This window comes from Desulfovibrio sp. JC010, from assembly GCF_010470675.1.
GTDB lineage: Bacteria > Desulfobacterota > Desulfovibrionia > Desulfovibrionales > Desulfovibrionaceae > Maridesulfovibrio.
On record NZ_VOIQ01000013.1, the window covers coordinates 1 to 24,728 of the forward strand.

The window sequence follows — 24,728 nt, forward strand, 5'->3', positions numbered from 1 at the left end:
TCCCAAGCAACGGTTCGGGTTAGAAGAACAAAGCATGACGACCCAAGCTCCGGCACGGTCTTAAAAAACCAAGGCAAAATCGGTCTGCCATGCAAAATTACAACTGTTTAATTGGTTAAACAACGTCAATCAAGACGTACTAGGCATTCTTATTTAATCTTTAAATCTTTCTTCAACAAAGTAAGTTCTTTTGCGGAAAGTTCGCGCCATTTGCCGGGCTTGAGGTTGCCTAGCTCAATACGTCCCTGCCGGACCCTTTTGAGGCGCAGGATTGTTTTGTCGAATTCATCGAACATGCGCCGGATCTGGCGGTTGATGCCTTGGCGTAGTTCCATTTCGTATTTGGTTGTTTCGCCTACTTCAGAGACGGCCTTGATCTTGACCGGGGCGAGCAGTTCGCCTTTGTCTTCAAGGTACATGCCGTTTTTCATAATAGACATTTCCTTTTCGGAAAGCCTGCCGCGAATGGTGACATGGTAGATTTTGGGCAGATGCCATTTGGGATGGGTCATGCGGTTGCAGAGCTCACCGTCGGTGGTCAGCAGGAGCATGCCTTCGGAATAGAAATCCAGCCTGCCCACGGGAAAAACCCTGCGTTTGATGATATCATCCGGCAGCAGGTCGAGCACTGTCTTGCGCCCTTGCGGGTCCTTGGCAGTGGTTACAGTTTCAATGGTCTTGTGCAGTAGGATGTAGAGGTCTTTGGACTTTTGATCATGCTGGATCAGCTTGCCGTTTACTTCTACTCGGTCATTTTCAGGATCAACCTGAATGCCGGGGGAATCCGCAAGTTCGCCATTGATTTTAACTTTGCCCTTTTGGACAAGTTCATCCGCCCCGCGCCGGGAAGCGATCCCGGCGGAGGCAATATATTTATTGAGTCGGATTGTTTGTTTTTCGGTCATGTGGGCTTTATTAAGCCTTAATAACCTTAGTGGCAAGCTGTAAACTGGTGACTACGTCGAGCATATTTGTGGTTTCGCCGACCTGTTTTTTCTCGAGCAGCTTAAAATGGTCGAGGCAGGTTCCACAGACAAGGATGGAAACGCCCGCTTTTTCAAGCTCCTGAAGCTTTTCAAGGCACTTGCTGCCTTCAACAGCGAGCTTGACCGCGCCGTTGACCATGATGATCCGCCACAGGGAATCGCCCAGCTCGGGCAGGGTGGAAATAAAGTTGAACATCAGTCCGGCACCAAGGACGTCATCGCCGCTACCCAGAACATCGCTGTTCAGGAAAACGAGGGTCTTGCTGCCGACGTTGGCAATTTCCGCATCGCTCATTACTTCGCAGACTTCACATTCTGCAGGGGACTTTGCGTCGGATACATCTTTTTTGCCTTTTACAACAAAGGCTCCGTTTTTTTCCTTAATGCTGACTTCGTAGCCCTTGGTTCTCATGAAGCGGGAAACGTTTTCTTTGGCTGCTTCGTTATCAACAATGATTTTGATTTTGCCGGGATTTTCGGATTCAATGGCATTCTTGCATTTGAGCACGGGCTGCGGGCAGGGCAGTCCTTTACAATCTATTTTTACTGACATTTCAGTTCTCCTTTATTAAAAATCTTAAAATATCAGCCTGTGTTCAATGGTCAAATTGATTAATCTGATTAAATCGACGCAAAGCAATCAGCTAAATCTATCTTTGCAGAATAGATACTTGCAGTTGACAGCAATGAGAAGTAAGGAAATAGCGCAATCGGCATTCAGCCATAATCAAGGAGTCTAATTTGCCCAAAGGCGAAAGATACAGCTATCTGAAAAATAAACATCTTATTAGAAGATGTCTTTCATATTTCGGACCTTATAAATTCAAGATTTTTGTTTCATTTGTATCCATGGCAATTGTGGCTGCGGCAACAGCTGCCACTGCGTATTTGATTCAGCCGGCCATGGATGACATCTTTATCAATAAGGATCGCGAGGCACTGATGCTGGTGCCTATCGCTTTTGTGGCGGTTATGCTGATCAAAGGCGTATTCAGGTTTTTGCAGACCTATCTGATGAATAGTGTCGGCCTGCTGGTGCTGGAGAAGCTCAGAAATGATCTTTTCAGCAAGATCATCTGTCTGCCCATGGACTTTTTTGAGGAAAGTCAGGTGGGTATGCTCATGTCCCGCATTTTGAACGATGTTATTGAAATCCGGGCCAGCCTGCCTTCATTTGTAATGATGATTCGCGAGGCGTGCACCATTATCTGTTTGATCGGACTGGTTTTTTACCGTGATCCCTATCTTGCATTTTTCGCGGTGCTGGTGCTCCCGCTGGCAATTTTTCCGTTCTTTTATTTCGGGCGTAAGCTGCGCAAGCTGGGCCGTAAAAACCAGAGCAAGATTTCCGATATTAACGCCCTACTGCAGGAAAGTTTCAGCGGGGTAAAGGTGATCAAGGCGTTTGCCAACGAAAAGCTGGAAACCGAAAAGTTCGCGGAAGAGAACTACCGTCTGGTCAGGATAGCCATCAAGTCTGTGCTGAACAGTGAACTTTCTTCGCGGATTATGGAAATCGTCGGGGCCTTCGGTATCGGTCTTGTGCTCTGGTACGGCGGTGCGCAGGTTATTGACGGCCATTCCACTCCCGGTACATTCTTTTCTTTTATCGCCGCGCTGGTCATGCTTTATGAACCGATCAAGAAAATGAACACCTCCAACCACACCATCCAGCGCGCTCTGGCCGGGGCGGAAAGGGTCTTTGAGATTCTTGATTCCCCGAAGATTAATGTGGAGAAGGGCGGCGATGTCGAACTGGAAGAAGATTTCAAAAAGCTTGAAATCAAAGACCTTACTTTCAGTTATCCTTCATCTGAAAAGCCGGTGCTGGATAACATCAACCTTGATGTTGAAGCCGGACAGAAGGTGGCCATTGTCGGTCCCAGCGGATCGGGTAAAACCACGCTGGTCAATCTCATCCCTCGGTTCTACGATGCTCATGAGGGGAGAATTATCCTTAACGGCAAACCCGTTAATGAATACAGCCTCAAATCACTGCGTTTGAAAATCGGCATGGTTTCGCAGGAAACCTTCCTGTTCAACGCATCCGTGCTCGATAACATCTCTTATGTAAGCCTTGAGTCTGATCTTGAAGATGTTGAGGGGTGCGCAAGGACCGCTTTTGCCCATGAGTTTATTGAAAGACTTCCTGAAGGTTACGATACCATGGTCGGTGAACGCGGAGTGCGACTTTCCGGCGGCCAGAAACAGAGACTGACCATTGCTCGCGCTTTGTTCAAGAACCCGCCGCTGCTCATCCTTGATGAAGCAACCAGCGCCCTTGATACCGAGGCCGAGCGCATCGTTCAGATGGCCCTTGAAAACCTCATGAAGGACAGGACCAGCATTGTTATCGCCCACAGGCTTTCTACTGTGCTTTCCGCAGATGTGATCGTGGTTATGGAAAAAGGTAAGATTGTTTCCAAGGGCACCCATAAAGAACTGCTGCAGAATTCCCCCTTGTACATCAAGCTTTACAACATGCAGTTTCAGGATAATTCATAGTCATGAAGATCAAGGTTGATCCGGTCATATTCGCGCCGCAGGTGGCTTTTTTGTACCGCTGGTGGGTACGCTCCATGCGTTTTGATATCAGCGGGTACGAGAATATTATAGAGCCGCATAAGCAGGGTAAGCCGGTTATGCTGGCCCTGTGGCACAATGAGCTGTTCAGCCTGATCGGTATCGGATTTTTGAAAAAACTGCCTTTGGTGACCATGGCCAGCGACAGCAAGGACGGCCAGATTATCACCGAGGTGCTTGAGCGTATCGGTTACGAAGTGGCCCGCGGTTCATCTACCCGTGGCGGGCTGAAAGCCATGCTCGGCGTGGCCCGGATTATGCGCAAGCAGGGCAAGATTGGTGCGATCACCATGGACGGCCCCAAAGGTCCGCGCCATGAAGTCAAGCCCGGCATTCTGGCCATTGCCCAGAAAACCGGAGCTTCTATCATTCCCATGCGCGCCTATCCGTCCAACCCCGTGGTTTTTGAAAAGTCATGGGACAGATTTGAATTGCCTAAGCCTTTCATGCCTTGCAGAATCCTGCTTGGTGAGCCGTTTACAGTAACTGGGCAGAAGCTTGATGAAGAAGTACTGGCAGCTGAAGCCCGTCGCCTTGAAGCAGTTATGGCGGGCATGAATCCGGATTAAGTGTTAAATTTATATGAGATGAAAAGGCCCTGATTCTTAAATGGATCAGGGCCTTTTGTGTTTGTGAGGGTTGCGGAGTTTAAATTCCGGCTGCGTTACTGAGCCTCTCAATGAGCTTTTCAAGCTCCTGCGCTGTTCTTGCCAGAGAGGTAATTGAAGTCGCGGATTCCTGCATGTCTTCTTTGGTGTCTCCAGCCAGCATTTTGAGGTCTTCCACGCTTTTATGAATCTGGTCGTGGGCTTCGGACTGCTGGTCCGTTGCCTGTGCAATTTTTTCAATTTCAGTGGCTGTATCCACGGACATGGAGGAGATTTCCTGAAATGCTTCTACCGATTTGCTCACCAGCTCGCTGGCGTGTTCCACAGCTTCCACGGTCTGGTCGGTATTGGCAATGTTCTCCTGTGCGGAAGCCTGAATGGATTTGATAGCTTCTTCCACTTCTTTGGTGGACTGCACAGTTTTTTCTGCCAGTTTGCGGACTTCATCGGCAACAACTGCGAAGCCCCGGCCTGCTTCTCCGGCACGGGCTGCCTCAATGGCAGCGTTCAGGGCCAGCAGGTTGGTCTGGTCGGCGATGTCATTAATAACGCCAATGATGCCGCCAATGGACTGACTGTGATCGCCGAGCCTGTGCATGTTCTCTTTTACCGTATCCGAAAGAGCCTGCAATTGATCTATGGCCACGCTGGTTTCAGTCATGGTCTGCATGCCGTCTTCTGCACGCACCCGGGTCTGCTTGGCCTGCTGCGCTGCGTTTTCCGCGTTGGTTACGGAATTCATCAGGGTCTGGTTCATTTCAGTAATTGCCTGCGATGAATACTCAATACGGTCGAATTGCTGTTCTGTGTTGGAACTGACCTGATCCACCTGTGTTTCAATTTCGGAAGCACCTTTGGTCAGGTATTTGGAAATGGTCTGTGCTTTTTCGGTGATTTCAACCATTACCTTATGTTGTTCGCTGATCTGCTTTTCCTTAGCTTTCATATCGCTTAGGTCAACGATAACGGCGAATCCTCCGATGAGCTGTTTGTCGAGGTCATAGAGCGGGGCGGCATCAATCCGGACATTGCGGAAATTATTCTTTTTGGTCTTCCAGACCCTCTCCACATTGAGGATTGATTGTTTTTCATCAAGGCAACGAGTCAGGATTCCTTTTTCCCCGGGAGGGGCCTGCAAAAGTTCTTTTACCGGACGGCCGATCCAGTTCTGGCAGGATTGTCCGCTTTCCAGCAGGTCGCAGAGCGGCTGGTTGAGGTAGGATATTTTTGCGTCGGTATCCGAAATCAGGCAGGGCACAGTCATGCCGTCCAGCATGCCTTGGGAAAAGCCGAGTTTGTTTTTCAGCTCCGCAACCATGACCTGAATTCCGTCGGCCAGCTTTTTCATTTCGCTTTTAAATTTACCTTCAAGCTCCGCCTTAAAATTACCTGCGGCAATTGCGCTGACAAAAGATTCGATTCTTTCAATCGGTCCGAGGATGGAGCGGCGCAGGAAGATGAGTGTTACCAGCACGACGAGAACCGCGGTTACCAGTGAGATGATCAGCGCAAAATTTCTGAGATTGTTTACAGCATGAAAAGCTTCTTCTTCATGAATCTCAGAGATTAATGCCCAACGGGATTTGCCGATTTCAATGGGGCAGAAAGCAACCAGCTGTTCAATTCCATCTTTGGAAGTCATTAAAGCGGTCTTGCTTTTACCTTCAAGGGCCATCTTTACAGCCGCGTATTTCACTTTTCCTTTGCCGGGATTTGCGAAGGAGTTTTTAACTGTGCGGAATTGGGGATTGAGTTCCGAGTCCGAGCGCATCAGTAAATCAGGACCGACAAGATAGGATTCACCGGTTTTGCCCATGCCGGAACGAAGAGTCATAATGGAGTTGATTTCCTTAAGCGGAATGCGCAGGGCAACTACTCCCTGAATATCTCCGGCATGGGAGCGAACCGGCGCGCAGACAAAAGCAACCGGTGTGTTGCCCATGGGCGCATACGGTTCAAAATCAGCAAATACAATCTCACCTTTAACGGCTTTAGCAAAAGCCTGTCCGAGATTTGTGTCTTTGTATCTACCTTTTTTAAGGTCAATCCCGAGGTCTTTTTCTTTTTTTACGGAGTAGAGCACCCGGCCATAGTCATTTATAAGGATAGCATCATCATAACCGAGTGTTTTTACGAAAGGCATGAACGGCGCGGAGGCATATTGGTGAAGTTCTTGATATTCTTCGGAAGCAACATCCATGGGTTCGCCTGGATCAGCATATTCCATGGCATATTCACCCACCAGTCCAACTGTATTGTATACTTCCTTTACATTGGAGAAGAGTTCAACTTCATGAAACCATTTGTTGACAAGATCTTGAAGGTTTTTCTTTTTAGCGTCACGGACGGATTCGAGTTGCCCGAAAGCTTGGTCCGATAAAGCTTTTGAGGCCATATTGACACTCAAGGTGCCGACTAGAATCAAAGGTATGAGTCCTATGGCAACGCAAAAAGTTATTAGTTTTAATTTCAGAGACATAGAGAGTTTCCCTCCTCGGCTTTGTTGAGGGCAACTTATGTGTTGTGAGTGATTATTACCATGTCTCAATGGTTACAGTTGTGTGAAAAGTGTCGCTATTTCAAGTGTCTACATGTATGGTGATGAAATGATTACGAATTTTCTTTCATTTTTTGCAATTTTATAAATGAAATTTTTTAGATTATATTTTATGTTAATAAGTTTAACTTAATCGCGATTGACACTCATTTTCAATTCAAATAATGTCCGTGCTGTTTCATTGATAAATTAAATTTCCAAATAGATGGTATTAAATGAGAAAGATAATAGATTTTTTTAGAAGAAAAGAATCATGCGGGAATTGTGTTGCCAGTATGACTGTTCATCAATTTGCAGAATCACTTGGTAATGCCATTGACGCAAAAGATCATTGCACATGTTCCCATTCTGAAGAAGTAGCTGTAGTTGCGCAGGCCTTGGGAGTGCAATTTGGGATGCACCCGCGAGAATGTGAATTATTGCATATTGCGGGACATCTGCATGATATCGGCAAGATCGGTTTACCGGATGCTATTTTGAAGAAAAAAGGTAAGCTTACTGCGGAAGAATATGAAATAGTGAAACAGCACCCTGCTATGGGGGCGGAAATTGTTAAGCCTGTGGCATCTGTTTCCGGGCTGGATCGCATTACGGGTATAATACTGCATCATCATGAAAGGTATGACGGCGGCGGCTATCCTCATGGTTTGAAAGGGGAGCAGATTCCCTTCGGAGCGAGGATTATTGCTGTGGCGGACACTTTATCCGCCATGGCCAGTAACCGGCCTTACCGGGATGCAATCCAGTTTGATAAGATAGTAGAAGAAATTAAATCTTGCTCAGGCAGTCAATTCGATCCGCAGGTTGTATCTGAATTTTTAAAAATATCAGATGAAATAGGACAATATTTTGCTGCCGGAAACGTGCTGGATATAAATCAGTATGAAACTGAAACAGTAAGCGCACAGGGGCAGGTTGCAATAGTTCATCAATGATGATGACCTTTGTGGCTGTTCATTCTTTTTTCCAGTTCCCGCACAATAATTGAGCAGGGGAAAGTGAGAATAAAGTACAGCAGAATAACAAGTGACCAGATTTCGAAGGTCCGGTATGTGGCGGACATCAATTCCTGCCCGGCAAAGGTGAGTTCCTGTATAGAGATAACTGAGACAATGGATGAATCCTTAATGGTGGAAATAAACTGCCCGGCCAGCGGCGGCAGTGAGCGGGAAAATGCCTGCGGCAGGATAATGTGGATCAGTTGATTTCTTCTGGTAAAACCCAAGGCTGCTGAAGCTTCCCATTGTTCTCGGTCGATTGATTCAATACCTGCGCGGACTATCTCGGCAATATAAGCTCCTTCGAAAAGGGCCATGGTCAACACTCCGGAGAGAAAGGCCGGAAGCTGTTCCATCGGTCCGAAAAGTGTGCTCAGCACAGGAGACGTGCTGTCGTCCAAAGAATATGAAAGCTCGGTAATCCCGGTAGCCTGCATTATTTGATCACCGAGAAAGAAATAAAAAATAAAAATCAGTACCAGCGGGGGCACGTTGCGCACCAGTCCCACGTAGCTGCCGGAGATCATGCGCAGCAACGGGCGCGGGCTGACCCGCCAGATACCCATGACTGTTCCGGCCAGCAGGGCCAGCAGAATGGACCACAGGGAAAGGCGTAGGGTGACATACAGACCACGGGTAAGCATGCCTGCCCGCCAATCACCGGAAGCGGGATCAAAGCGGGCAATGTAGCCGGGAATCACGGTCCAGTCCCAGTTGTAGTTGAGTCCTTGGGCCAGATGACGGAAAAGTAAAACAGCTCCTCCCATGATGCATGCCAGCAGCAATACATCACGGGAGGAGATTCTTTTTGGTGAATCAAACATTTAAATGACTATTCTACCTGTGATTTCCAGTCTTCGGTTTTGAACCAGTAGTTGTAGCGGGCTTCGAGCCAGCCTTCAGAATTGCAGACTCTGATCCAGTTGTTCAGGTAGTTCAGGAAGTCCGGGTCACCCTTGCGCACAGCAAAGCCGATGGGTTCGCTGGTGAAATCGGATTTCAGGGGCAGGTAGAGTTTGCCGGGGTATTTCTTGACCAGATTTTCAGGCAGGGGATTGGAGGCCACAAGGCAGGCGGCTTTACCGTTGAGCAGTTCCTGAATGGAGGCTGCTTCATCATTGAATTTAAGGATATTTGCCTTGGGAAGGAAGTTCTTGGCCGCTTTTTCCGCAGTAGTACCGAGGCGAACGGAAACGCGGGTGTCGGCGTTATTAAATGATTTCAGCGAAGATTTGCCGGGAGCAACATCTTTGTTGGCTACAATGGACATGCCGCTGAATTCATAAGGATCGGAAAAATTGACCTTGAGGTTGCGTTTGGGGGTGATGCCCATGCCGCCGATGATGATATCAAATTTTCCGGTCAGCAGGGCGGGGATGATGCCGTCCCATTTGGTAGGTATAAAGCGGGCTTTTACGCCCATATCCGAGGCAAGACGTTTGGCCACATCGATTTCAAAGCCGATGAAGTCTCCGTTCACATCTTTCATGGCCCATGGTTTGAAAGTTGAGAAACCGATTCTCAGAGTCTGGCGTTTAAGGACGTTTTCAAGGGCACTGTCCTGTGAGAGAGCCTGCCTGGCGTCTCCTGCCCAGACGGCGGATGAGAGGCCCATAATCAGGAGCACTGTAGTAATGCCCACGCTGACGGTTTTCCATAAGGTCATTTTTCCTCCGGTTTGTTTAATCGGTGTTTACCATTCGCTTTTGAATTTGCGGGCCGCGTTATCAAGTACCCACGAAAGCAAAAGCGTAATTGAAAGATATATGGCTGCCACAGTAAACCATATCTCAAAGGTGAGAAAGGTTTCTGAAATAATGGACTGTCCCTGCATGGTCAGGTCGTAAATGGCTACAGTGCTGACCAGTGCGGAATCCTTGACCAGTGCTATGGCTTGTCCCGCCAGCGGCGGGGCAACGCGCGGCACGGCCTGCGGCAGGATGACATTGTAGTAGGCAAATTTTCTGTCACCGCCGAGGCTGAAGGCCGCCTCCCATTGACCGCGGTCGATGGAAGTAATCCCGGCCCGGAATATTTCAGAGGCATAGGCACCTTCAAAAAGGCTTAGTGCAATGACTGAAGCCCAGAAGCCGTTCATGTCGACAATGGGTGCTACAACGAAATATATGAAGAAAAGTTGAATCAGCAGCGGGGTGTTGCGGATAATTTCAAGATAGATGCGGGCCAAAGATCTGGCGGTGAATGAATTGGATAGGCGCATGATGGCCGCACCCAATCCGATGGCAAAGGTCAGCACAAATCCCAGTCCGGTAATTTCAAGGGTTACTGCCAGCCCCTGCAGAAGCAGGCCGGGGGTGAACTTCCCGTCATTTATGGAGAAAAGAAATTCCGGTACCCGGAACCACTGCCAGTTATAGCCCAGAGATTCCGTGCCCCTGTAAAGAAGGTAGCATAATCCGCAGATAATAATGCAGAAGAGCAGGGAGTCGAGCAGGAATATTTTTTTATTATCGGCCTTTAAAGGTCGGCCGTCTGTGTCGAACATGCTTTCTGAGTACTATGGAATAGAATACAAATCTAGGAAGTTATTAAATTATACAGGGCAATGAGAATTTGGATGAATTACTGGTAATTTTTTACTGCCCGATAAAAAATCCCTCCCCATTAATTAAAACGGAGAGGGATTTTTGATTGCGATGGGAATGTTTCTACATCATTCCGGATATCTTATCCATCAAACGGACAAGCTGGTTGGTGAAGCTTGCTTCGTTATCGTACCAGATGATGAGTTTGAGCATCTTGCCGTCCATGACTTCGGTGCAGGGACCGTCAACAACACCACCGTGGGTGTCGCCGAGATAGTCAGTGGAGACGAGGGGCATTTCAGTGTAGCCCATGTGCTCGTTGGCAGCCTTGGCGAGTACTGCGTTGACTTCTTCCTTGGTGGTGTTGCGGCCGAGGTCGCAGGTAAGGTCCACAAGGGAGACGTTGGGGGTGGGAACACGGATGGACATGCCGTCCAGCTTGCCTTCCAGTTCCGGGATAACCATAGCTACCGCTTTTGCGGCACCGGTGGTGGTAGGTACCATGTTTACAGCACAGGCACGGGCGCGGCGGATATCCTTGTGGGAACCGTCCAGAACCCTCTGGCTCATGGTGTATGCGTGTACAGTGGTCATCAGGCCGCGTTCAAGGCCGAATTCGTCATTGATGACTTTGGCAACAGGTGCCAGACAGTTGGTGGTGCAGGATGCGCCGGAAATGATATTGTGTTCCGGTTTGATTTCAGCATCGTTTACTCCCATGACCACAGTCAGGTCGGCATCAATGCCGGGGGAGCTGATGATGACTTTTTTCGCACCGCAGGCCATGTGCTTTTCGCAGCTGGCGCGGTCACGGAATTTACCGGTGGTTTCAACCACCATGTCGCAGCCGAGATCTTTCCAGAGCCACTCGCCGGGAGCGCATCTGGTTACCTTGATCTGTTTGCCGTTGACGGTGAAGCCGTCATCGTTTGCTTCAACATCGGCATGGAAGGTTCCGTGCACGGAATCGTGCTTGAACAGAAGAGCGAGGTCTTCATTAGAAGCGCGTGCGTTAATGGCTACCAGATCGAAGTCCTTACTATCGTGAATCAGGCGGACGAGGTAGCGCCCGATTCTGCCAAACCCATTAATACCAACTTTTACAGCCATTGCTTGTTTTCTCCTTATTCTGTCTCTTTTTCCGGGCCGGACAAGTTCTCTGGCGAGTCCGGTCAGGAACAGTTGCAGTGAAACACTGAGCAGCCGCGATTTCCCTGGTGCGGCGGTGTCCCATGCATGGAGACATGCTTCCCTTTTATGCATCTTAATTAAAGATGCGGGTCCCTGGTTTATATGATTACAGGCCGCTCTTTCCCTAAGAGCGGCCTGTAAAAATTATGCTTTGTTGGAGCAGCCCAGCACATTGATAATCTTATGGCGGACCATTTCCTTAACGGCCTTGCGGGATTCACCCAGATAGCCCCTCGGGTCGAATACAGTGGGGTTCTCGGCCATGAATTTGCGGATAACACCGGTCATTGCAAGGCGGATGTCGGTGTCGATGTTGATCTTGCAGACCGCTTTGGATGCGGCTTTGCGCAGCAGATCTTCGGGTACGCCTTTTGCTCCGGCAATGTCACCGCCGAATTCGTTGGCCATGGCTACGAATTCGGGAACAACGCTGGAAGCTCCGTGCAGTACGATGGGGTAATTCGGCATCATGGAAGCGATTTTGTCCAGACGGTCAAAGTCCAGAACTGCTTCTCCGGTGAACTTGTATGCTCCGTGGCTGGTGCCGATGGCGATGGCAAGGGAGTCGCAGCCTGTGCGTTCTACAAATTCAACTGCTTCATCAGGATCGGTGTAGATGCTTTTTTCGGAAGAAACATGTCCTTCCACACCGGCAAGGCGACCGAGTTCCGCTTCTACCCATACGCCTTTGTCGTGTGCGTATTCCACGACCTTTTTGGTCATGGCGATGTTTTCATCAAAAGGAAGATGTGAACCGTCAATCATGACTGAAGTAAATCCGCCGTCAATAACTTCTTTGCAGATTTCAAAGTTTGCGCCGTGGTCGAGATGCAGCACAACCGGGAGGTCGGTTTCCAGCAGTGCGGCTTCCATCAATTTCATGATGTAGTTCAGTCCGGCGTATTTTTTGGCACCGGCGGAAACCTGAAGAATAAGGGGAGCGTTCTCCTCGCTGCCCGCTTCCATGATTCCCTGAATGATCTCCATGTTGTTCACATTGAACGCGCCAATGGCATAGCCGCCGGCATAGGCTCCCTCGAACATTTCCTTGGGCGAAACTAGTGGCATTGTAATCCTCCTTAGTGGATAACTATACTTAAATGATGATGCGGCAGTTTTTCTGAAATTATTAACCGGCAGGAAACTTTCACCTCCGCCGTACTTCCCTTATTCAGTTGTTGATGCCGCAAATTGGTTCCAAATACATCTTATATATCCTATCAGGAAACAAAATGTCCACATCCTCTTGCAAAAGGACATGGACTATACACCGAAGCTTTGCTCCAGAGTCTCAATTGCCTCCCGATCGGTGAAATCAAAATGCAACGGAGTCATGGTTATGTGGCCTTTGGTCAGCAGGTCACGATCTGTGCCGGGGCTGATTTTTTCTTTGGGCATGACTCCGTTCAGCCAGAAATATTTGTGTCCGCGAGGGTCTTCGCGGGTTTCGTACCAGTCCTGCCATGAGACACGGGTGTGACGGCAGATTTTCAATCCTTCGGCATCCTTGACCGGAATTGCCGGGAAATTCAGGTTGACCACAGTCTTATCCCCAAGGCTTGACCAGGGAATCTTTTTGAGCAGTTCAGCGCAGTAGTCGCCCTGATCTGTCAGTTCTTCCGGCTTGAAGCTGTCATAGGAGACCGCCACGGCCGGGTAGCCCATGAGTGCGCCCTCGGTTGCAGCGGAAACAGTTCCCGAGTATAAAATGTCCACTCCCACGTTGGCGCCGCTGTTGATGCCGGAGACCACAATGTCCGGTTTTGTTTCCAGCAGGGTGGTCAGGGCAATTTTGACGCAGTCCACCGGAGTTCCGTAAACGCCCAGTCCGGTGAAGCCGTCTTCTTCAAATTTCTTGACACGAAGGGGCGAGGAGAGCGATACGGCGTGTCCCACTGCGGATTGTTCCGCAACAGGAGCAACAACCTGAACATTCATTCCGGCTCTCTTCAGGCCGTGATAAAGGGCGCGCAGGCCGACTGCCTGAATCCCGTCATCGTTGGTAAGAAGGATATTCATCGGTTTTCTCCGCTGGACATTGCAAAAAATAATTGGACAGTCATCCCGTGGGTTGACTATGAATACAAATTCCGGGCAGTTATAAAAAAAGCCCTTGATAAGTTCAAAAAACGTATCGCCTGATGGCGAGGTATCAAAGCAATTCAGGAATAGCAAGAAGTGTCGCAAAAATATACATATATTAAAGATCTTATAAACGGAGAGAGAGTAAAAGATATATTTCTCATCGGTGACGCCCAGCTGCGTGAATCAAGGAACGGGCCGTTCTGGAATCTGCGGCTGCAGGATAATTCCGGCGTGGTTGAAGCAAAAATATGGAGTCCGTTAAGTCAGAATTTTCAGGGACTTGAAGCTGGATTGTTCGTTGTAGCCGGAGGAATGGTCGGGTCTTTCAGGGACAAACCCCAGCTTACCGTTGAGGTTATGGATGTTCTTGATCCTGAACTGGCCGGGCTTGATATCACCGATTTCCTGCCTTCGAGCAAAGAAAAGCCCGAAGATATGATGCAGGAGCTTGATTACCTCATCGCCGAGCATATGGTTCATATTCCATGGAAAAAGTTCTGCCGTAAGGTGCTCAAGGACGAGACTGTGCGTGGACGGCTGCTTACGGCTACCGGGGCAAAAGCTGTGCATCATGCCTACGTGGGCGGTCTGCTGGAACATACTTTGGCGGTTGCCAAGCTGTGTATGTCCATCTGTGACAATTATCCCGAAGTTGACCGGCAGGTATTGCTGGCGGCGGCTATTTTTCATGATCTCGGCAAGGCGTGGGAGCTTTCCGGCGGTTTGACCAATGATTATACCGATGAAGGGCGTCTGCTGGGGCATATTCATATCGGCGTCGAAATACTTGAACCTTTTCTACTGAAATCCAAGCTGGATACAAAGTTAAAGCTTCACTTGAAACATCTTATTCTGTCGCATCATGGTGAGTATGAGTTCGGCGCACCCAAGCGCCCCAAAACCCCTGAAGCTTTTATTTTGCATTTTGCCGACAATATTGACGCAAAAATGAATACAATTTTCGCGGAATTAGATAAGTTGGAAGGCTCAGACAGCAACTGGACTCCTTACCAGCGGTTTTTGGACAGGTATTTATACAAGGCGGAAAAATCACCCGATAACCCGTCGAGCAAGTGCGAACTCAAAAAATCGGAGGCTCAATGTTCATTACCTTTGAAGGCATAGAAGGAACCGGGAAGACTACCCAGATTAAAATGCTGACCGCTTTTCTGGAAGAATCAGGTCACAGGGTTGATGTCACCCTTGAGCCGGGCGGTAGTCGTATCGGTAAGGAATTGCGTAAGATCCTGCTTAATATGGACAGCACCGATATTACGGGTGAGTGCGAGTTGTTTCTTTATCTGGCCGACCGCGCCCAGCATGTGGGTACAGTGATCAAGCCTGCCGTGGAAGCCGGGAAAATTATTATTTCCGACCGTTTTGCCGATTCTACCATTGTTTATCAAGGGTATGGTCGCGGTCTTGATCCCAGGCTTCTGCGTGAACTTAACGACGTTGCAGTTTCAGGACACTGGCCGGATTTAACTATCCTGCTGGACATTGACCCTGAGATCGGCCTTAAGCGGGCCATGACCCGCAATCTGCAGGAAAACAAGATGCAGGAAGAAGGGCGTTTCGAAGCTGAATCCCTTGATTTCCACAGCCGGGTCCGCGAAGGGTATTTGACTTGGGCGGCACTTAATAATGATAGGATCGTTGTTGTGAATGCCGATCAGACCCCTGATGAGATTTTTGAGGAGATTAAGGAGAAGGTTGTTGAGCGCATAAAAGGGGATTTTATGGGCAACGGCTAATAGATTCTTATAATAAGTCTTTTTTTCATAAACGCAGTCTTTTGGGGGCTGCGTTTTTTTGTGTTTTTGGCCGTGCTACTTATTGTGATATTTGTGTGAAGTGTAGATATGTTATTATGGAGATATGTTTTTGTCTTAAGTAGTTACATTTTTAGCTGTTGTACAACATGAGAGATACATATTTCTAAAAAGTAATATTTAGTGCTATCTTTATCTATACTTCGACAAAATAAGCATCTAAAACAATAATCTGCCATTTGGGGTTGACGCTGTCATAGCAAAATGGTTTAAGAGTAATTAGGATTTTCAATACATTAGCGTTCATGTGATCTTTTATATCAGAGTGAGACGATACTAAAGTTCAAGAGCTGATGGATAAAATTTAGTACGCATTGCGGTTTTGGGCCGGATATGTTTCCGACTCTGGATTGAAGATCGCAATGCCAGAGGGGTAAACCCACTGATCTTTAATTAGAGGATGGAGGTTTTTATGAAATTCTCTGTGGGACTCGGAAAGGATGGAGCGGAAAAACGCCTGGAGCAGAATGGCGTCTCCCGCCGCGATTTCATGAAGTTCTGCGCAACAACCGCCGCTGCTATGGGTATGGGACCCGCTTTTGCGCCTACTATTGCGGAAGCCCTGACCCAGAAGAAGCGTCCTTCTGTTGTTTATCTGCATGCAGCTGAGTGTACCGGCTGTTCAGAAGCTGTTCTTCGTACTGTTTCTCCGTACATTGATGCCCTTATTCTCGACACCATTTCCCTTGACTACCATGAGACCATCATGGCAGCCGCAGGTCATGCCGCTGAAGAAGCACTGCATCAGGCTGTGCATTCTCCTGAAGGTTACATCTGCGTGGTTGAAGGTGCTATTCCTACCATTGAAGGTGGTGCCTGGGGTAAAGTCGGCGGTAAGACCATGCTTGAGATTGTTGAGGAAATTGTTCCTCACGCTAAAGCTACCATCTGCATCGGTACCTGCGCCTGCTACGGCGGTGTTCAGGCTGCTGCACCCAACCCGTCACAATCAAAAGGTGTTTCCGCTGCTCTCGGCGGCGTAACCACCGTGAACCTGCCCGGTTGCCCGACCAACCCGTTCAACTTCGTAGGTACCGTTGTTCATTACCTGACCAAAGGTATCCCCGAACTTGACGATGACGGTCGTCCGACTCTCTTCTACGGTGAGTCCGTGCATGACAACTGCCCGAGACTCAAGCATTTTGATAATGATGAATTTGCACCTTCCTTCTCATCTGAAGAAGCCAAGAAAGGCTACTGCCTGTACGAGCTGGGATGTAAAGGACCGGACACCTACAACAACTGTCCGAAAGTCAAGTTTAATCAGACCAACTGGCCTGTTGAAGCCGGCCATCCCTGCATCGGTTGCAGTGAGCCCGATTTCTGGGATGAAATGAGCCCGTTCTACGAGCAGGGTTAGTGCTCTCAATTATTTAAAGTTATTAAACTAACTTTCAATTCTTTTGGAGGATTGTATATGTCTGGTTGCAAGGCTAAATCGGGCCCCGCTGTAATGGCGACCCCTTTTGATAAAAACTACACTGGTCCGGTGATTGTTGACCCGCTTACCAGAATTGAGGGACACCTCAAGATTGAAGTAGAGGTCGAAAACGGTAAAGTAAGTAATGTGTGGAGTAGCTCCCAGCTCTTCCGCGGTCTGGAAATTATCCTGAAAGGCCGTGATCCCCGCGATGCACAGCACTTCACCCAGCGTTCCTGCGGTGTTTGTACTTATACCCACGCACTGGCTTCCACCCGCTGTGTTGATAACGCAGTCGGTGTTGATAAAAAAATGCCCGAAAATGCACGTCTAATTCGTAATCTCGTGCTGGGCGCACAGTATCTGCATGACCATATCGTTCACTTCTATCATCTGCATGCCCTTGACTGGGTTGATGTTGTAAGTGCACTGCAGGCAGATCCTGTTAAAGCTGCTAAAATCGCCAACAGCCAGTCTTCCCGCGTTACCAAGCCCGAAGATCTGAAAGCTGTTCAGGAAAAGCTGAAAAAGTTTGTTGATTCCGGCCAGCTCGGTATCTTCACCAACGCTTACTTCCTCGGCGGTCACGATGCATACTACCTGCGTCCTGAAGAAAACCTCATTGCTACTGCCCACTACCTTGAAGGTCTGCATCTTCAGGTTAAAGCAGCCCGCGCAATGGCTGTTTTCGGCGCAAAGAACCCGCACACCCAGTTCACCATCGTAGGTGGCGTGACCTGCTACGAATCCCTGTCCAAAAAACGTATTCAGGAATTCAAGGACCTTTACAACGAAACCATGGCATTTGTTAACGAATGCTACATTCCCGACCTGCTGATGGTTGCAGGGTACTATAAAGACTGGGCCGGAATCGGCGGTACCACCAACTTCCTGACCTTCGGTGAATTCCCGGATGTGGAAGCAGATATCAACAGCCGCTTCCTTGAGCAGGGCGTGATCATGAACCGCGACCTGAGCAACGTCATGGACTTCAACCCCGATTCCATCAAGGAAGACATCAGCCACAGCTGGTATGATGGTGATTCTTCACTGCATCCGTACGAAGGTGAAACTGATCCTAAGTACACCAATTATGAAGACCGTGACCGTTATTCCTGGATGAAGGCTCCCCGCTACAAAGGCGAATCCATGGAAGTCGGTCCGCTGGCACAGATGCTGGTCTCCTATGCCCGCGGTAACAAGGACGTTGTTCCTGTTGTTAACCATGTCCTCTCCACTCTCGGTGTAGGGCCCGAAGCACTGTTCTCCACTCTGGGTAGAACTGCTGCTCGCGGTATTGAAACCGTTGTTGCCGGTAATAAGATGACTGAATGGGTTAACAACCTCGAAGATAACGTTGCTTCCGGCAATACCGATCTCGCGGTTGAGTGGGAAATGCCTGATGAAGCGGAAGGTGTCGGATTTGTCGGCGCTCCCCGTGGCGGCCTGTCTCACTGGATTAAGATCAAGGGCGGCAAAATTGAGAATTTCCAGCTGGTTGTACCTTCCACCTGGAACCTCGGTCCCCGTTGTAACCAGAACAAAATGTCCGCAGTTGAAGAAGCCCTCATGGGTACTCCCATCGCAGACGCCAAGCGTCCTGTTGAGATTCTGCGTACTGTTCATTCCTATGACCCCTGTATCGCCTGCGGTGTACACGTCATCGATGCTGCAACCAACGAAGTTCACAAATTCAAGATCCTCTAGTTGGTTCAAGCTTCAAGGAAATATTACGGGAGCCCGCGCTGCGGGTTCCCGTTTTTTAATGCCTCCGGCGGCTTAAACCCTTTTGCAAAAGGGTTTAAGAATCCCAAAATCTTTTATTAGGCTTCGCCGGAGACTTTTTTACACCTCATTTTTGGTTATAATATTTTGATTTTTTTATTGAATTTCTATTCCAAGTTGAGCTACACAGATTCATAGGGATGGAATAGAAAATGGACTATAATAAATTTTGAAGAACCCGTAGCGCAGCCTATTGAAGGGTTTTGAAGAGTCCAAAGAAATTTTTGCAAAAGTTTCTTTGGCCCTCGGAGAGACCGCCGGTAGGCCCGCCGGAGGCATCTGAATGACAGAAGACAAAAAGATTTTAGTTCTGGGTGTTGGAAACATACTTTTTACTGATGAAGGCATCGGCGTAAAAGTGGTAAATGAACTGATGGACCAGTATTCCTTTTCCGACAATGTGGAACTCATGGACGGCGGCACGCTGGGCACCAAGCTTATGGGGCCCATGATGGAATGTGATTTCCTTATTGTTGTTGATGCTGTGCTGGGGGGAGACGAGCCCGGTTCGGTTTATCGCTTGACAGGAGACGATTTGCGTAAGAGTCTTGGATTCAGAGATTCTATTCATCAGACAGACCTGCTTGACACAATGGTCCTATGTGAATTGTGCGACCAGCGTCCTGAGTGTGTGGTTATCGGCGTGGAGCCGAAGGATTATGAAACCATGCATGATGAAGTTTCTGATGTTACGCTGGCACGTCTTCCATTCATGATGGAAAAGGTGCTTGAGGAAGTTTCCGCTGCGGGCGGAAGTTATGAAAAGATGGCCTAGTGCCGAGAAGGGGTGTTTTCATGTGTTTAGCTATTCCTGTTCAGATTAAGTCCATTGAAGATCAAGTTGCCAAATGTAAAGTGGGCGAGGGCGAGACCTATCTTGATGCGTCACTCATGCTCTTGCCCGATGAAGTTGAAATCGATGACTATCTCATCGTTCACGCCGGGTTTGCTCTGCGTAAGCTTGATCCGAAGGAAGCGGAAGAAACCCTGAAAATTTTACGTGATATGGTTGAGCTTACTGAAGCTGAGGCCGCGAAACATAACGCGTGCAACGCTTAAGTTCTTAGACTGTTTCACTAAAAAATCCCGGTAACCTGATAGGCTGCCGGGATTTTTTTGATTCTGAATAGAGTAAATTTATTTTGCGAATTTCTTTTTAATCCCGAAGAGGGCAACAAGGGATGCACCGAGCAGCCAGACAGCCCCGGGGAGCGGGGTAGGGGCGGTAGGTTTTTCAATCACGTAGCCGCTGATCATCTGTGAAACAGCGGAACCTTCATCATTCCACTGAAAGTCAAACCGCTGATCCGCACTCAGGTGCATTTCATCGATTTTCATATTGTTGGGTTCGGCACTGTACCAGTCGGTAAAATTCCATTCTTCTCCGGTGACCCAATGCCAATTCGAATATGGATCTTGTCTGTTTTCATCTCCTGTCTGGTATGCACCCAGCCAGTATGCTTTGTCTAACCCTTGAAATACCGTGTTTTTTAGAAAATTATTTTCAGCAGCGGAAGTAATAGTGACCAGATGTCCTCCTGCTGCTTCTGCAGCAGTTCTTGCATCATTCCAATTTATTCCAGTTGATTGCACAATAGTGTATTCAGATCCTCCAAAACTAAACGTTGACGCATAGATTGATTGACTGGTCAATGCAATAACTAGGATTGAAGCTGATAGTACATAAAAATATTTCATATTAAACCTCCACAAGGCTCTCTGAATACAGTTTCACTCCTTGATAGTATGTATAAATAATCTATTTGACAAGTATTGCATTGAAAAAATGTTGGTTTTAATGCTGATGCGTTCTGTGATGCTATAAAAGTTAACGTGTTAAAGTGTATGTGATTTTACAAAAAATATCCCTGTTCAAGGGTGTGTTTCAGTGATAATTATGCGAAACGAAATTTAAGTAAGTCTTTTGGAGATATTATGATAAATAAAGAGCGAATTCTTGACCTTTTTTTCAATCTTGTGCGTATTGACAGTCCTTCCCTTCAGGAGAAGGAAGTTGCTGTTTATCTACGTGAAAAAATGGAAAAAAGAGGTTATGTTGTCCGTGAAGATAAGGCGGGCGAACTCAGCGGCGGTAATACCGGAAATCTGATAGTCCATATTCCGGCTACGGGCGAAGGTGACCCCATTGCCTTTTCTGCTCATATGGATTGTGTGCAGCCCTGCCTCGGAGTGGAACCTGTCATTGAAGGAGATCTGGTGCGCAGTGCCGGGGATACAGTTCTGGGCGGTGATGACAAGGCCGGAATTGCCATTGCCATAGAAGCACTGAACCATCTGGAAGACGAATCCATTGCCCACCCGGATATCTATTTTATTTTTTCCATCTGCGAAGAATCAGGCATGCACGGTGCTAAAAATATGGATACCGACCTGCTGCCTGCCAAGGATATCATCGTGCTTGATTCCGGGGGAGCTGTTGGAACTGTAGTCACCGGTGCACCCGCCAAAGCCGGGATTACCATGACCTTTACCGGTAAATCCGCACATGCCGGAATCGCCCCGGAAGAGGGCATCAGTGCCATTCAGATAGCCGCTGAAGCTGTATCCAAAATGAATCTGCTGCGCATTGACGAAAGCACCACTGCCAACCTCGGACGCATAGAAGGCGGATCCGTTACCAATATTGTAACCGACTCCGCAATTTTGACTGCCGAAGCCCGTTCGCTGTATGATGATTCGCTCGACAAGCAGCTTAAGCACATGGAAACGTGCTGTGCTGATGCTGTGCAGAAAATCGGCGGCGAGTATAAATTTGAATATGAAATTTCATACCCCGCATTGCATGTTGCTGATGACAGTGCGGTGCTGGCAAAAGTGGAGCATGCCTGCAAAAACATAGGAATTACACCGCGCAGGGGACCGACCGGCGGTGGAAGTGATGCCAATATCCTTTATGGAAAAGGGTATAATGCCCTGGCTCTTGGAATCGGCATGAGCAAAGTGCACACAACAGAAGAATTTATTACCATCGAAAGCCTGACCAGTTGTTCAGAACTGGTGGCAGAGATTATGAAAAGTTAGATAAGCCTGAAGTTCTGCCCGGATTGACTGCGGTTTTTCCGGGCAGATTCTGAGCGCTGGATTTTGACTCCAGCGTGTCCGGCGAATTAATACGGAGGTTCCAATGCCTTTACCTGAGAAAGATGCCATTATTTTTCATCCCATCGGATATATCCGCTCGCCCCATAAAACCCTTGAGGGGATGCCTATTCAGCCTTCCGGGGCAAAAGATTTTACGGGAACAGTTGAACTGCACGGTGCCCTTGAAGAAGGATTACAGGACCTTGAAGGCTTTTCACACATAATCCTTTTGTATCATTTTCATGAAAATGACGGCTACAAGCTGAAGGTTAAACCGTTCATGGATACTGTGGAGCGGGGACTTTTTTCCACCCGTGCGCCGCGCAGGCCGAACATGATCGGCATGTCCACTGTGGAGTTGCTCAGGATTGAGGGCAATATTCTGCATATCAAGGGTGTTGATGTGCTGGACGGAACTCCGCTTATCGACATCAAACCTTACGTAAAGAAATTTGATGCTGTGCCGGCAGATCGCTTCGGCTGGCTGGAGAGCAATGCGGAAAAGTCCGAAACCATTCGCTCCGATGAAAGATTCAAGAATGAGTAAGTTTTAATTTATGGGACCTTATTAAGATTAATCCAGAGTGATTTGTCATCAATCGGTGTTTCAGGCGGAAGGTTAGGATTTTCAATGTCAATAATCTTTCGCTGAGACAGTTTCGCTTTTTCAAAAGCTTCTTTCATCATTGGGTGATTGTAGAATAATTTGTCGAATGATCCGTCTTTCAGTGCCAATCGCAGACCATATTCTACGCGCTTGGCAAGTGCTGGATTATCGCGACTTACGAAAAAATAAAGCGGTGACGGATAGCGGAGCAGAATTGTTTTCTCAACCGTAAGATCCATATCCAGATGTTCTTTTATTTCACCCCAGGGTTCACACACACCACGCGGAAAATAGTCAAATCTCTTCTCATTCAGCATAATGAAGCAAAACTGATAGCGGGAACAGGTTGTAGTCGGAAGTCCGTTTTTTTGTAAAATTTCAGTGTCCGGCCAATCGTATCCTTGCCCGGCCCGAAATTTTTTAAGATCTTCAACGTTTTTTACTTTGTTGAACGCGTGCTGATCCTTAGGTTTTATAAGGAATATCCTGTGGGCCAACAGACCTTTCTGCATGGGAATGCGGATAGGCAGAAATTCTTTTTCCCGTTCTTTTGAGGTCATGGACCAAGTCAAATCAATGCCTCTGCCGTCTTTCATCAACCGCAGGGCTCTTAATTGTTCAGTGGGTAGGTCGTATATTTTTAATTTATAATCACCGTATTTCGGAACGGATTTATCCAAAGCCAGCTTTAGCAGGTCAAGATTGTAATCACTTCTATGGTCATTGGGCGGAGTGAAGGGGATGGTTATTGTTTCTACTGCACATGCTCTTTCAGCCGTACCAACAAGGCAGACAAAACAAATCCCAAATATAATGGTTCGAAATATATAAATAAACATGGCACCTTCAAAGAAATAGTTAACAGTCTTCAGGTGCTTGATATCCTGACTTCATTCTATTTTGAATTATAAGTCTTTAAAAATCGATCTCTGCACTTTGACTAATCCGGGATTTTGTCAATATCGATCCAGAGCCTTTGGTCATTTAATGGAGTTTTCGGGGGCATGATCGGGTTATTAAGATCGATGATTATGCGTTGTTTAAGCTTGGCTTTTTTTAAAGCGGGACGGATTTGGGGATGGTTGTAAAAGAGTTCATCGAAAGATCCGTCTTCAATGGCCATCATCAATCCCTTCTCAATACGTTCGGCCAGCTTTGTGTTATTCTTACTTACAAAGAAATAAAGCGGTGAAGGGTATCGCAGCATTAATTTCTTTTCGACGGTCAGATCCATTTCCGGGTGTTGCCGTATTTCATCCCATGGTTCAACAACTCCGCGCGGAAAATATTCAAAACGATCCTGATTGAGCATGATAAAGCAGAGTCGGTATTGCGGACATGTGGTTGTGGGAAGTTCATTAAGTTTGAGAATTTCCGTATCCGGCCAGTCGTAACCTTGTCCAGCACGGTATTTTTTTAAATCATCAATGGATTTAACTTTGTTGAAGGCAGCCTGATTCTCAGGTTTAATAATAAAAATCCTGTGTGATATAAGTCCTTTCTGGATGGGAATACGAATAGGTTGAAATTCTTCTTCTCGTTGAATTGTGGTTTCAGCCCAGCCGACATCCATTCCTTTGTTATGCTTTATCAGGCGGAGAGAGCGAAGCTGTTCTGATGGGATATGATAGTGTACTAATTTGTATTCACCATACTCCGGAATTGTTTTATCAAGTCCCAATTTCAAAACATCAATATTATAATGACTTCTGTTATCATACGGTTAGATGTAGGGGATTACTATTTCCTCGACAGCAAAAGCGTTTTGGTAATTAAGCAGTACTGTAGTGAAAGCCAGTAAAATAATTAGAATCCGAAAAAATGAGAACCGCATAACTCTCCCTCTATCTTAAAGAATACTATTCAATAAATATAATTAATTCCTTTTTTTTCATAGTAAAATTTCAACAACTTGATTCATAGTCAGACATGCCAGCAACAAAAAGACCCTGCCGAAGCAGGGTCTTTAATTGGAGGAGGATGAATTTTTAGACTGTTATCTGATTCCCTCAGGATGGCAGGCGGAGTTAACGCAGCCGGTCAATTCCTTGTCATTACCGAATTCCTTCACGTGGCAGCCTAGGCAGGAAGCGCGTTTAAGGTCTTTACGCTTGTAGTGCATGGCCTTGAAGTAGGACTTGTAGCCCTTCTCCGGAACCGGAGCGAAGTTGGTATGACAATCAGCACAGCTGGTCGGTTCGCCTGTCTTTTTCATTTTGTGGTGGCAGTCTGCGCATTCATAGTTTTCGTGGCTCGAATGGTTGAAGACAACACCATGGTCTTTATCACTTTTGCCCTTGATGAAGTTGATGACCAGATCATCATCCGGGGCGGTGAAGTCTTCCTGTGCGCCCGCGCCGATGGCAACGAATACAATGCCCATCAGACACAGGCATGCGATCAATAATTTTTTCATCTTATTTCTCCT

The 24,728-nt window shown here is 47.5% G+C and carries 24 protein-coding genes; 11 read left to right on the top strand and 13 right to left on the bottom strand.

Annotated features, from left to right (window positions below; genetic code table 11):
• Positions 1 to 149 precede the first annotated feature (149 nt).
• Both FMR86_RS14805 and yedF read right to left on the bottom strand, forming a co-directional pair.
• Positions 150 to 905, bottom strand: coding sequence for a pseudouridine synthase (locus FMR86_RS14805; RefSeq protein ID WP_163352183.1), 756 nt, complete (start codon positions 903 to 905; stop codon positions 150 to 152).
• A 10-nt stretch (positions 906 to 915) separates the two neighbouring features.
• Positions 916 to 1,539 carry a sulfurtransferase-like selenium metabolism protein YedF gene (yedF, locus tag FMR86_RS14810; RefSeq protein ID WP_163352184.1) on the bottom strand — a complete coding sequence of 208 codons (624 nt, stop codon included), beginning with the start codon at positions 1,537 to 1,539 and terminating at the stop codon, positions 916 to 918.
• A gap of 188 nt (positions 1,540 to 1,727) precedes the next feature.
• Here yedF and FMR86_RS14815 point away from each other — a divergent pair, with 188 nt between their 5' ends.
• Positions 1,728 to 3,491: an ABC transporter ATP-binding protein gene (locus FMR86_RS14815; RefSeq protein WP_163352185.1), complete on the top strand. Its 1,764-nt coding sequence runs from the start codon at positions 1,728 to 1,730 to the stop codon at positions 3,489 to 3,491.
• Positions 3,492 to 3,493: 2 nt separating this feature from the next.
• Complete coding sequence (locus FMR86_RS14820) at positions 3,494 to 4,138, top strand: lysophospholipid acyltransferase family protein (RefSeq protein ID WP_163352186.1); 645 nt, start codon at positions 3,494 to 3,496, stop codon at positions 4,136 to 4,138.
• A gap of 79 nt (positions 4,139 to 4,217) precedes the next feature.
• Here FMR86_RS14820 and FMR86_RS14825 read toward each other — a convergent pair whose 3' ends face one another.
• Complete coding sequence (locus FMR86_RS14825; RefSeq protein ID WP_163352187.1) at positions 4,218 to 6,656, bottom strand: methyl-accepting chemotaxis protein; 2,439 nt, start codon at positions 6,654 to 6,656, stop codon at positions 4,218 to 4,220.
• Positions 6,657 to 6,949: 293 nt separating this feature from the next.
• Here FMR86_RS14825 and FMR86_RS14830 point away from each other — a divergent pair, with 293 nt between their 5' ends.
• The gene (locus FMR86_RS14830) at positions 6,950 to 7,669 is read left to right on the top strand and encodes an HD-GYP domain-containing protein (protein WP_163352188.1); all 720 of its coding nucleotides are present in this window, start codon (positions 6,950 to 6,952) and stop codon (positions 7,667 to 7,669) included.
• On the opposite strand, the gene FMR86_RS14835 is transcribed toward FMR86_RS14830, so the two are convergent.
• From FMR86_RS14835 to surE, 6 genes are all read right to left on the bottom strand, one after another.
• Positions 7,663 to 8,556, bottom strand: coding sequence for an amino acid ABC transporter permease (locus tag FMR86_RS14835; protein ID WP_163352189.1), 894 nt, complete (start codon positions 8,554 to 8,556; stop codon positions 7,663 to 7,665). The genes FMR86_RS14830 and FMR86_RS14835 overlap by 7 nt on opposite strands.
• A gap of 8 nt (positions 8,557 to 8,564) precedes the next feature.
• Positions 8,565 to 9,398 carry a transporter substrate-binding domain-containing protein gene (locus tag FMR86_RS14840; RefSeq protein ID WP_163352190.1) on the bottom strand — a complete coding sequence of 278 codons (834 nt, stop codon included), beginning with the start codon at positions 9,396 to 9,398 and terminating at the stop codon, positions 8,565 to 8,567.
• Positions 9,399 to 9,425: 27 nt separating this feature from the next.
• Positions 9,426 to 10,238: an amino acid ABC transporter permease gene (locus FMR86_RS14845; protein ID WP_163352191.1), complete on the bottom strand. Its 813-nt coding sequence runs from the start codon at positions 10,236 to 10,238 to the stop codon at positions 9,426 to 9,428.
• A 163-nt stretch (positions 10,239 to 10,401) separates the two neighbouring features.
• Positions 10,402 to 11,388 carry a type I glyceraldehyde-3-phosphate dehydrogenase gene (gene gap, locus FMR86_RS14850; RefSeq protein ID WP_163352192.1) on the bottom strand — a complete coding sequence of 329 codons (987 nt, stop codon included), beginning with the start codon at positions 11,386 to 11,388 and terminating at the stop codon, positions 10,402 to 10,404.
• A 225-nt stretch (positions 11,389 to 11,613) separates the two neighbouring features.
• The gene (gene fba, locus FMR86_RS14855) at positions 11,614 to 12,537 is read right to left on the bottom strand and encodes a class II fructose-1,6-bisphosphate aldolase (protein WP_163352193.1); all 924 of its coding nucleotides are present in this window, start codon (positions 12,535 to 12,537) and stop codon (positions 11,614 to 11,616) included.
• Positions 12,538 to 12,732: 195 nt separating this feature from the next.
• Positions 12,733 to 13,488, bottom strand: a complete 756-nt coding sequence (gene surE, locus FMR86_RS14860; RefSeq protein WP_163352194.1) for a 5'/3'-nucleotidase SurE — start codon at positions 13,486 to 13,488, stop codon at positions 12,733 to 12,735.
• 159 nt (positions 13,489 to 13,647) lie between these two features.
• Between surE and FMR86_RS14865 the strand changes: the two genes are divergently transcribed.
• From FMR86_RS14865 to FMR86_RS14890, 6 genes are all read left to right on the top strand, one after another.
• Positions 13,648 to 14,679 (top strand): HD domain-containing protein, encoded by a 1,032-nt coding sequence (locus FMR86_RS14865; protein ID WP_163352195.1) that lies wholly within the window; start codon positions 13,648 to 13,650, stop codon positions 14,677 to 14,679.
• Entirely contained in the window at positions 14,655 to 15,308 is a 654-nt protein-coding gene (gene tmk / locus FMR86_RS14870; protein WP_163352196.1) for a dTMP kinase, read from the top strand. Before FMR86_RS14865 ends, tmk begins: the two co-directional genes overlap by 25 nt.
• Before the next feature lie 490 nt (positions 15,309 to 15,798).
• Positions 15,799 to 16,746, top strand: a complete 948-nt coding sequence (locus tag FMR86_RS14875; protein ID WP_163352197.1) for a hydrogenase small subunit — start codon at positions 15,799 to 15,801, stop codon at positions 16,744 to 16,746.
• A 57-nt stretch (positions 16,747 to 16,803) separates the two neighbouring features.
• Positions 16,804 to 18,513, top strand: a complete 1,710-nt coding sequence (locus FMR86_RS14880) for a nickel-dependent hydrogenase large subunit (protein ID WP_163352198.1) — start codon at positions 16,804 to 16,806, stop codon at positions 18,511 to 18,513.
• Positions 18,514 to 18,874: 361 nt separating this feature from the next.
• Complete coding sequence (locus tag FMR86_RS14885) at positions 18,875 to 19,366, top strand: HyaD/HybD family hydrogenase maturation endopeptidase (RefSeq protein ID WP_163352199.1); 492 nt, start codon at positions 18,875 to 18,877, stop codon at positions 19,364 to 19,366.
• 20 nt (positions 19,367 to 19,386) lie between these two features.
• Entirely contained in the window at positions 19,387 to 19,650 is a 264-nt protein-coding gene (locus tag FMR86_RS14890) for a HypC/HybG/HupF family hydrogenase formation chaperone (RefSeq protein ID WP_163352200.1), read from the top strand.
• A gap of 78 nt (positions 19,651 to 19,728) precedes the next feature.
• Here the strand turns inward: FMR86_RS14890 and FMR86_RS14895 are convergent, their stop codons facing one another.
• Complete coding sequence (locus tag FMR86_RS14895; RefSeq protein WP_163352201.1) at positions 19,729 to 20,289, bottom strand: lectin-like protein; 561 nt, start codon at positions 20,287 to 20,289, stop codon at positions 19,729 to 19,731.
• A 237-nt stretch (positions 20,290 to 20,526) separates the two neighbouring features.
• Between FMR86_RS14895 and FMR86_RS14900 the strand changes: the two genes are divergently transcribed.
• Positions 20,527 to 21,633, top strand: coding sequence for a M20/M25/M40 family metallo-hydrolase (locus tag FMR86_RS14900; protein WP_163352202.1), 1,107 nt, complete (start codon positions 20,527 to 20,529; stop codon positions 21,631 to 21,633).
• Between the two features lie 103 nt (positions 21,634 to 21,736).
• Entirely contained in the window at positions 21,737 to 22,240 is a 504-nt protein-coding gene (gene tsaA / locus FMR86_RS14905; RefSeq protein WP_163352203.1) for a tRNA (N6-threonylcarbamoyladenosine(37)-N6)-methyltransferase TrmO, read from the top strand.
• 8 nt (positions 22,241 to 22,248) lie between these two features.
• Here the strand turns inward: tsaA and FMR86_RS14910 are convergent, their stop codons facing one another.
• The 3 genes from FMR86_RS14910 to FMR86_RS14920 form a co-directional block, all read right to left on the bottom strand.
• Positions 22,249 to 23,139, bottom strand: coding sequence for an amino acid ABC transporter substrate-binding protein (locus FMR86_RS14910; RefSeq protein ID WP_163352204.1), 891 nt, complete (start codon positions 23,137 to 23,139; stop codon positions 22,249 to 22,251).
• Between the two features lie 101 nt (positions 23,140 to 23,240).
• Positions 23,241 to 23,981 carry an amino acid ABC transporter substrate-binding protein gene (locus tag FMR86_RS14915; RefSeq protein ID WP_163352205.1) on the bottom strand — a complete coding sequence of 247 codons (741 nt, stop codon included), beginning with the start codon at positions 23,979 to 23,981 and terminating at the stop codon, positions 23,241 to 23,243.
• Between the two features lie 315 nt (positions 23,982 to 24,296).
• The gene (locus tag FMR86_RS14920) at positions 24,297 to 24,716 is read right to left on the bottom strand and encodes a cytochrome c3 family protein (RefSeq protein ID WP_163352206.1); all 420 of its coding nucleotides are present in this window, start codon (positions 24,714 to 24,716) and stop codon (positions 24,297 to 24,299) included.
• Positions 24,717 to 24,728: the final 12 nt, after the last annotated feature.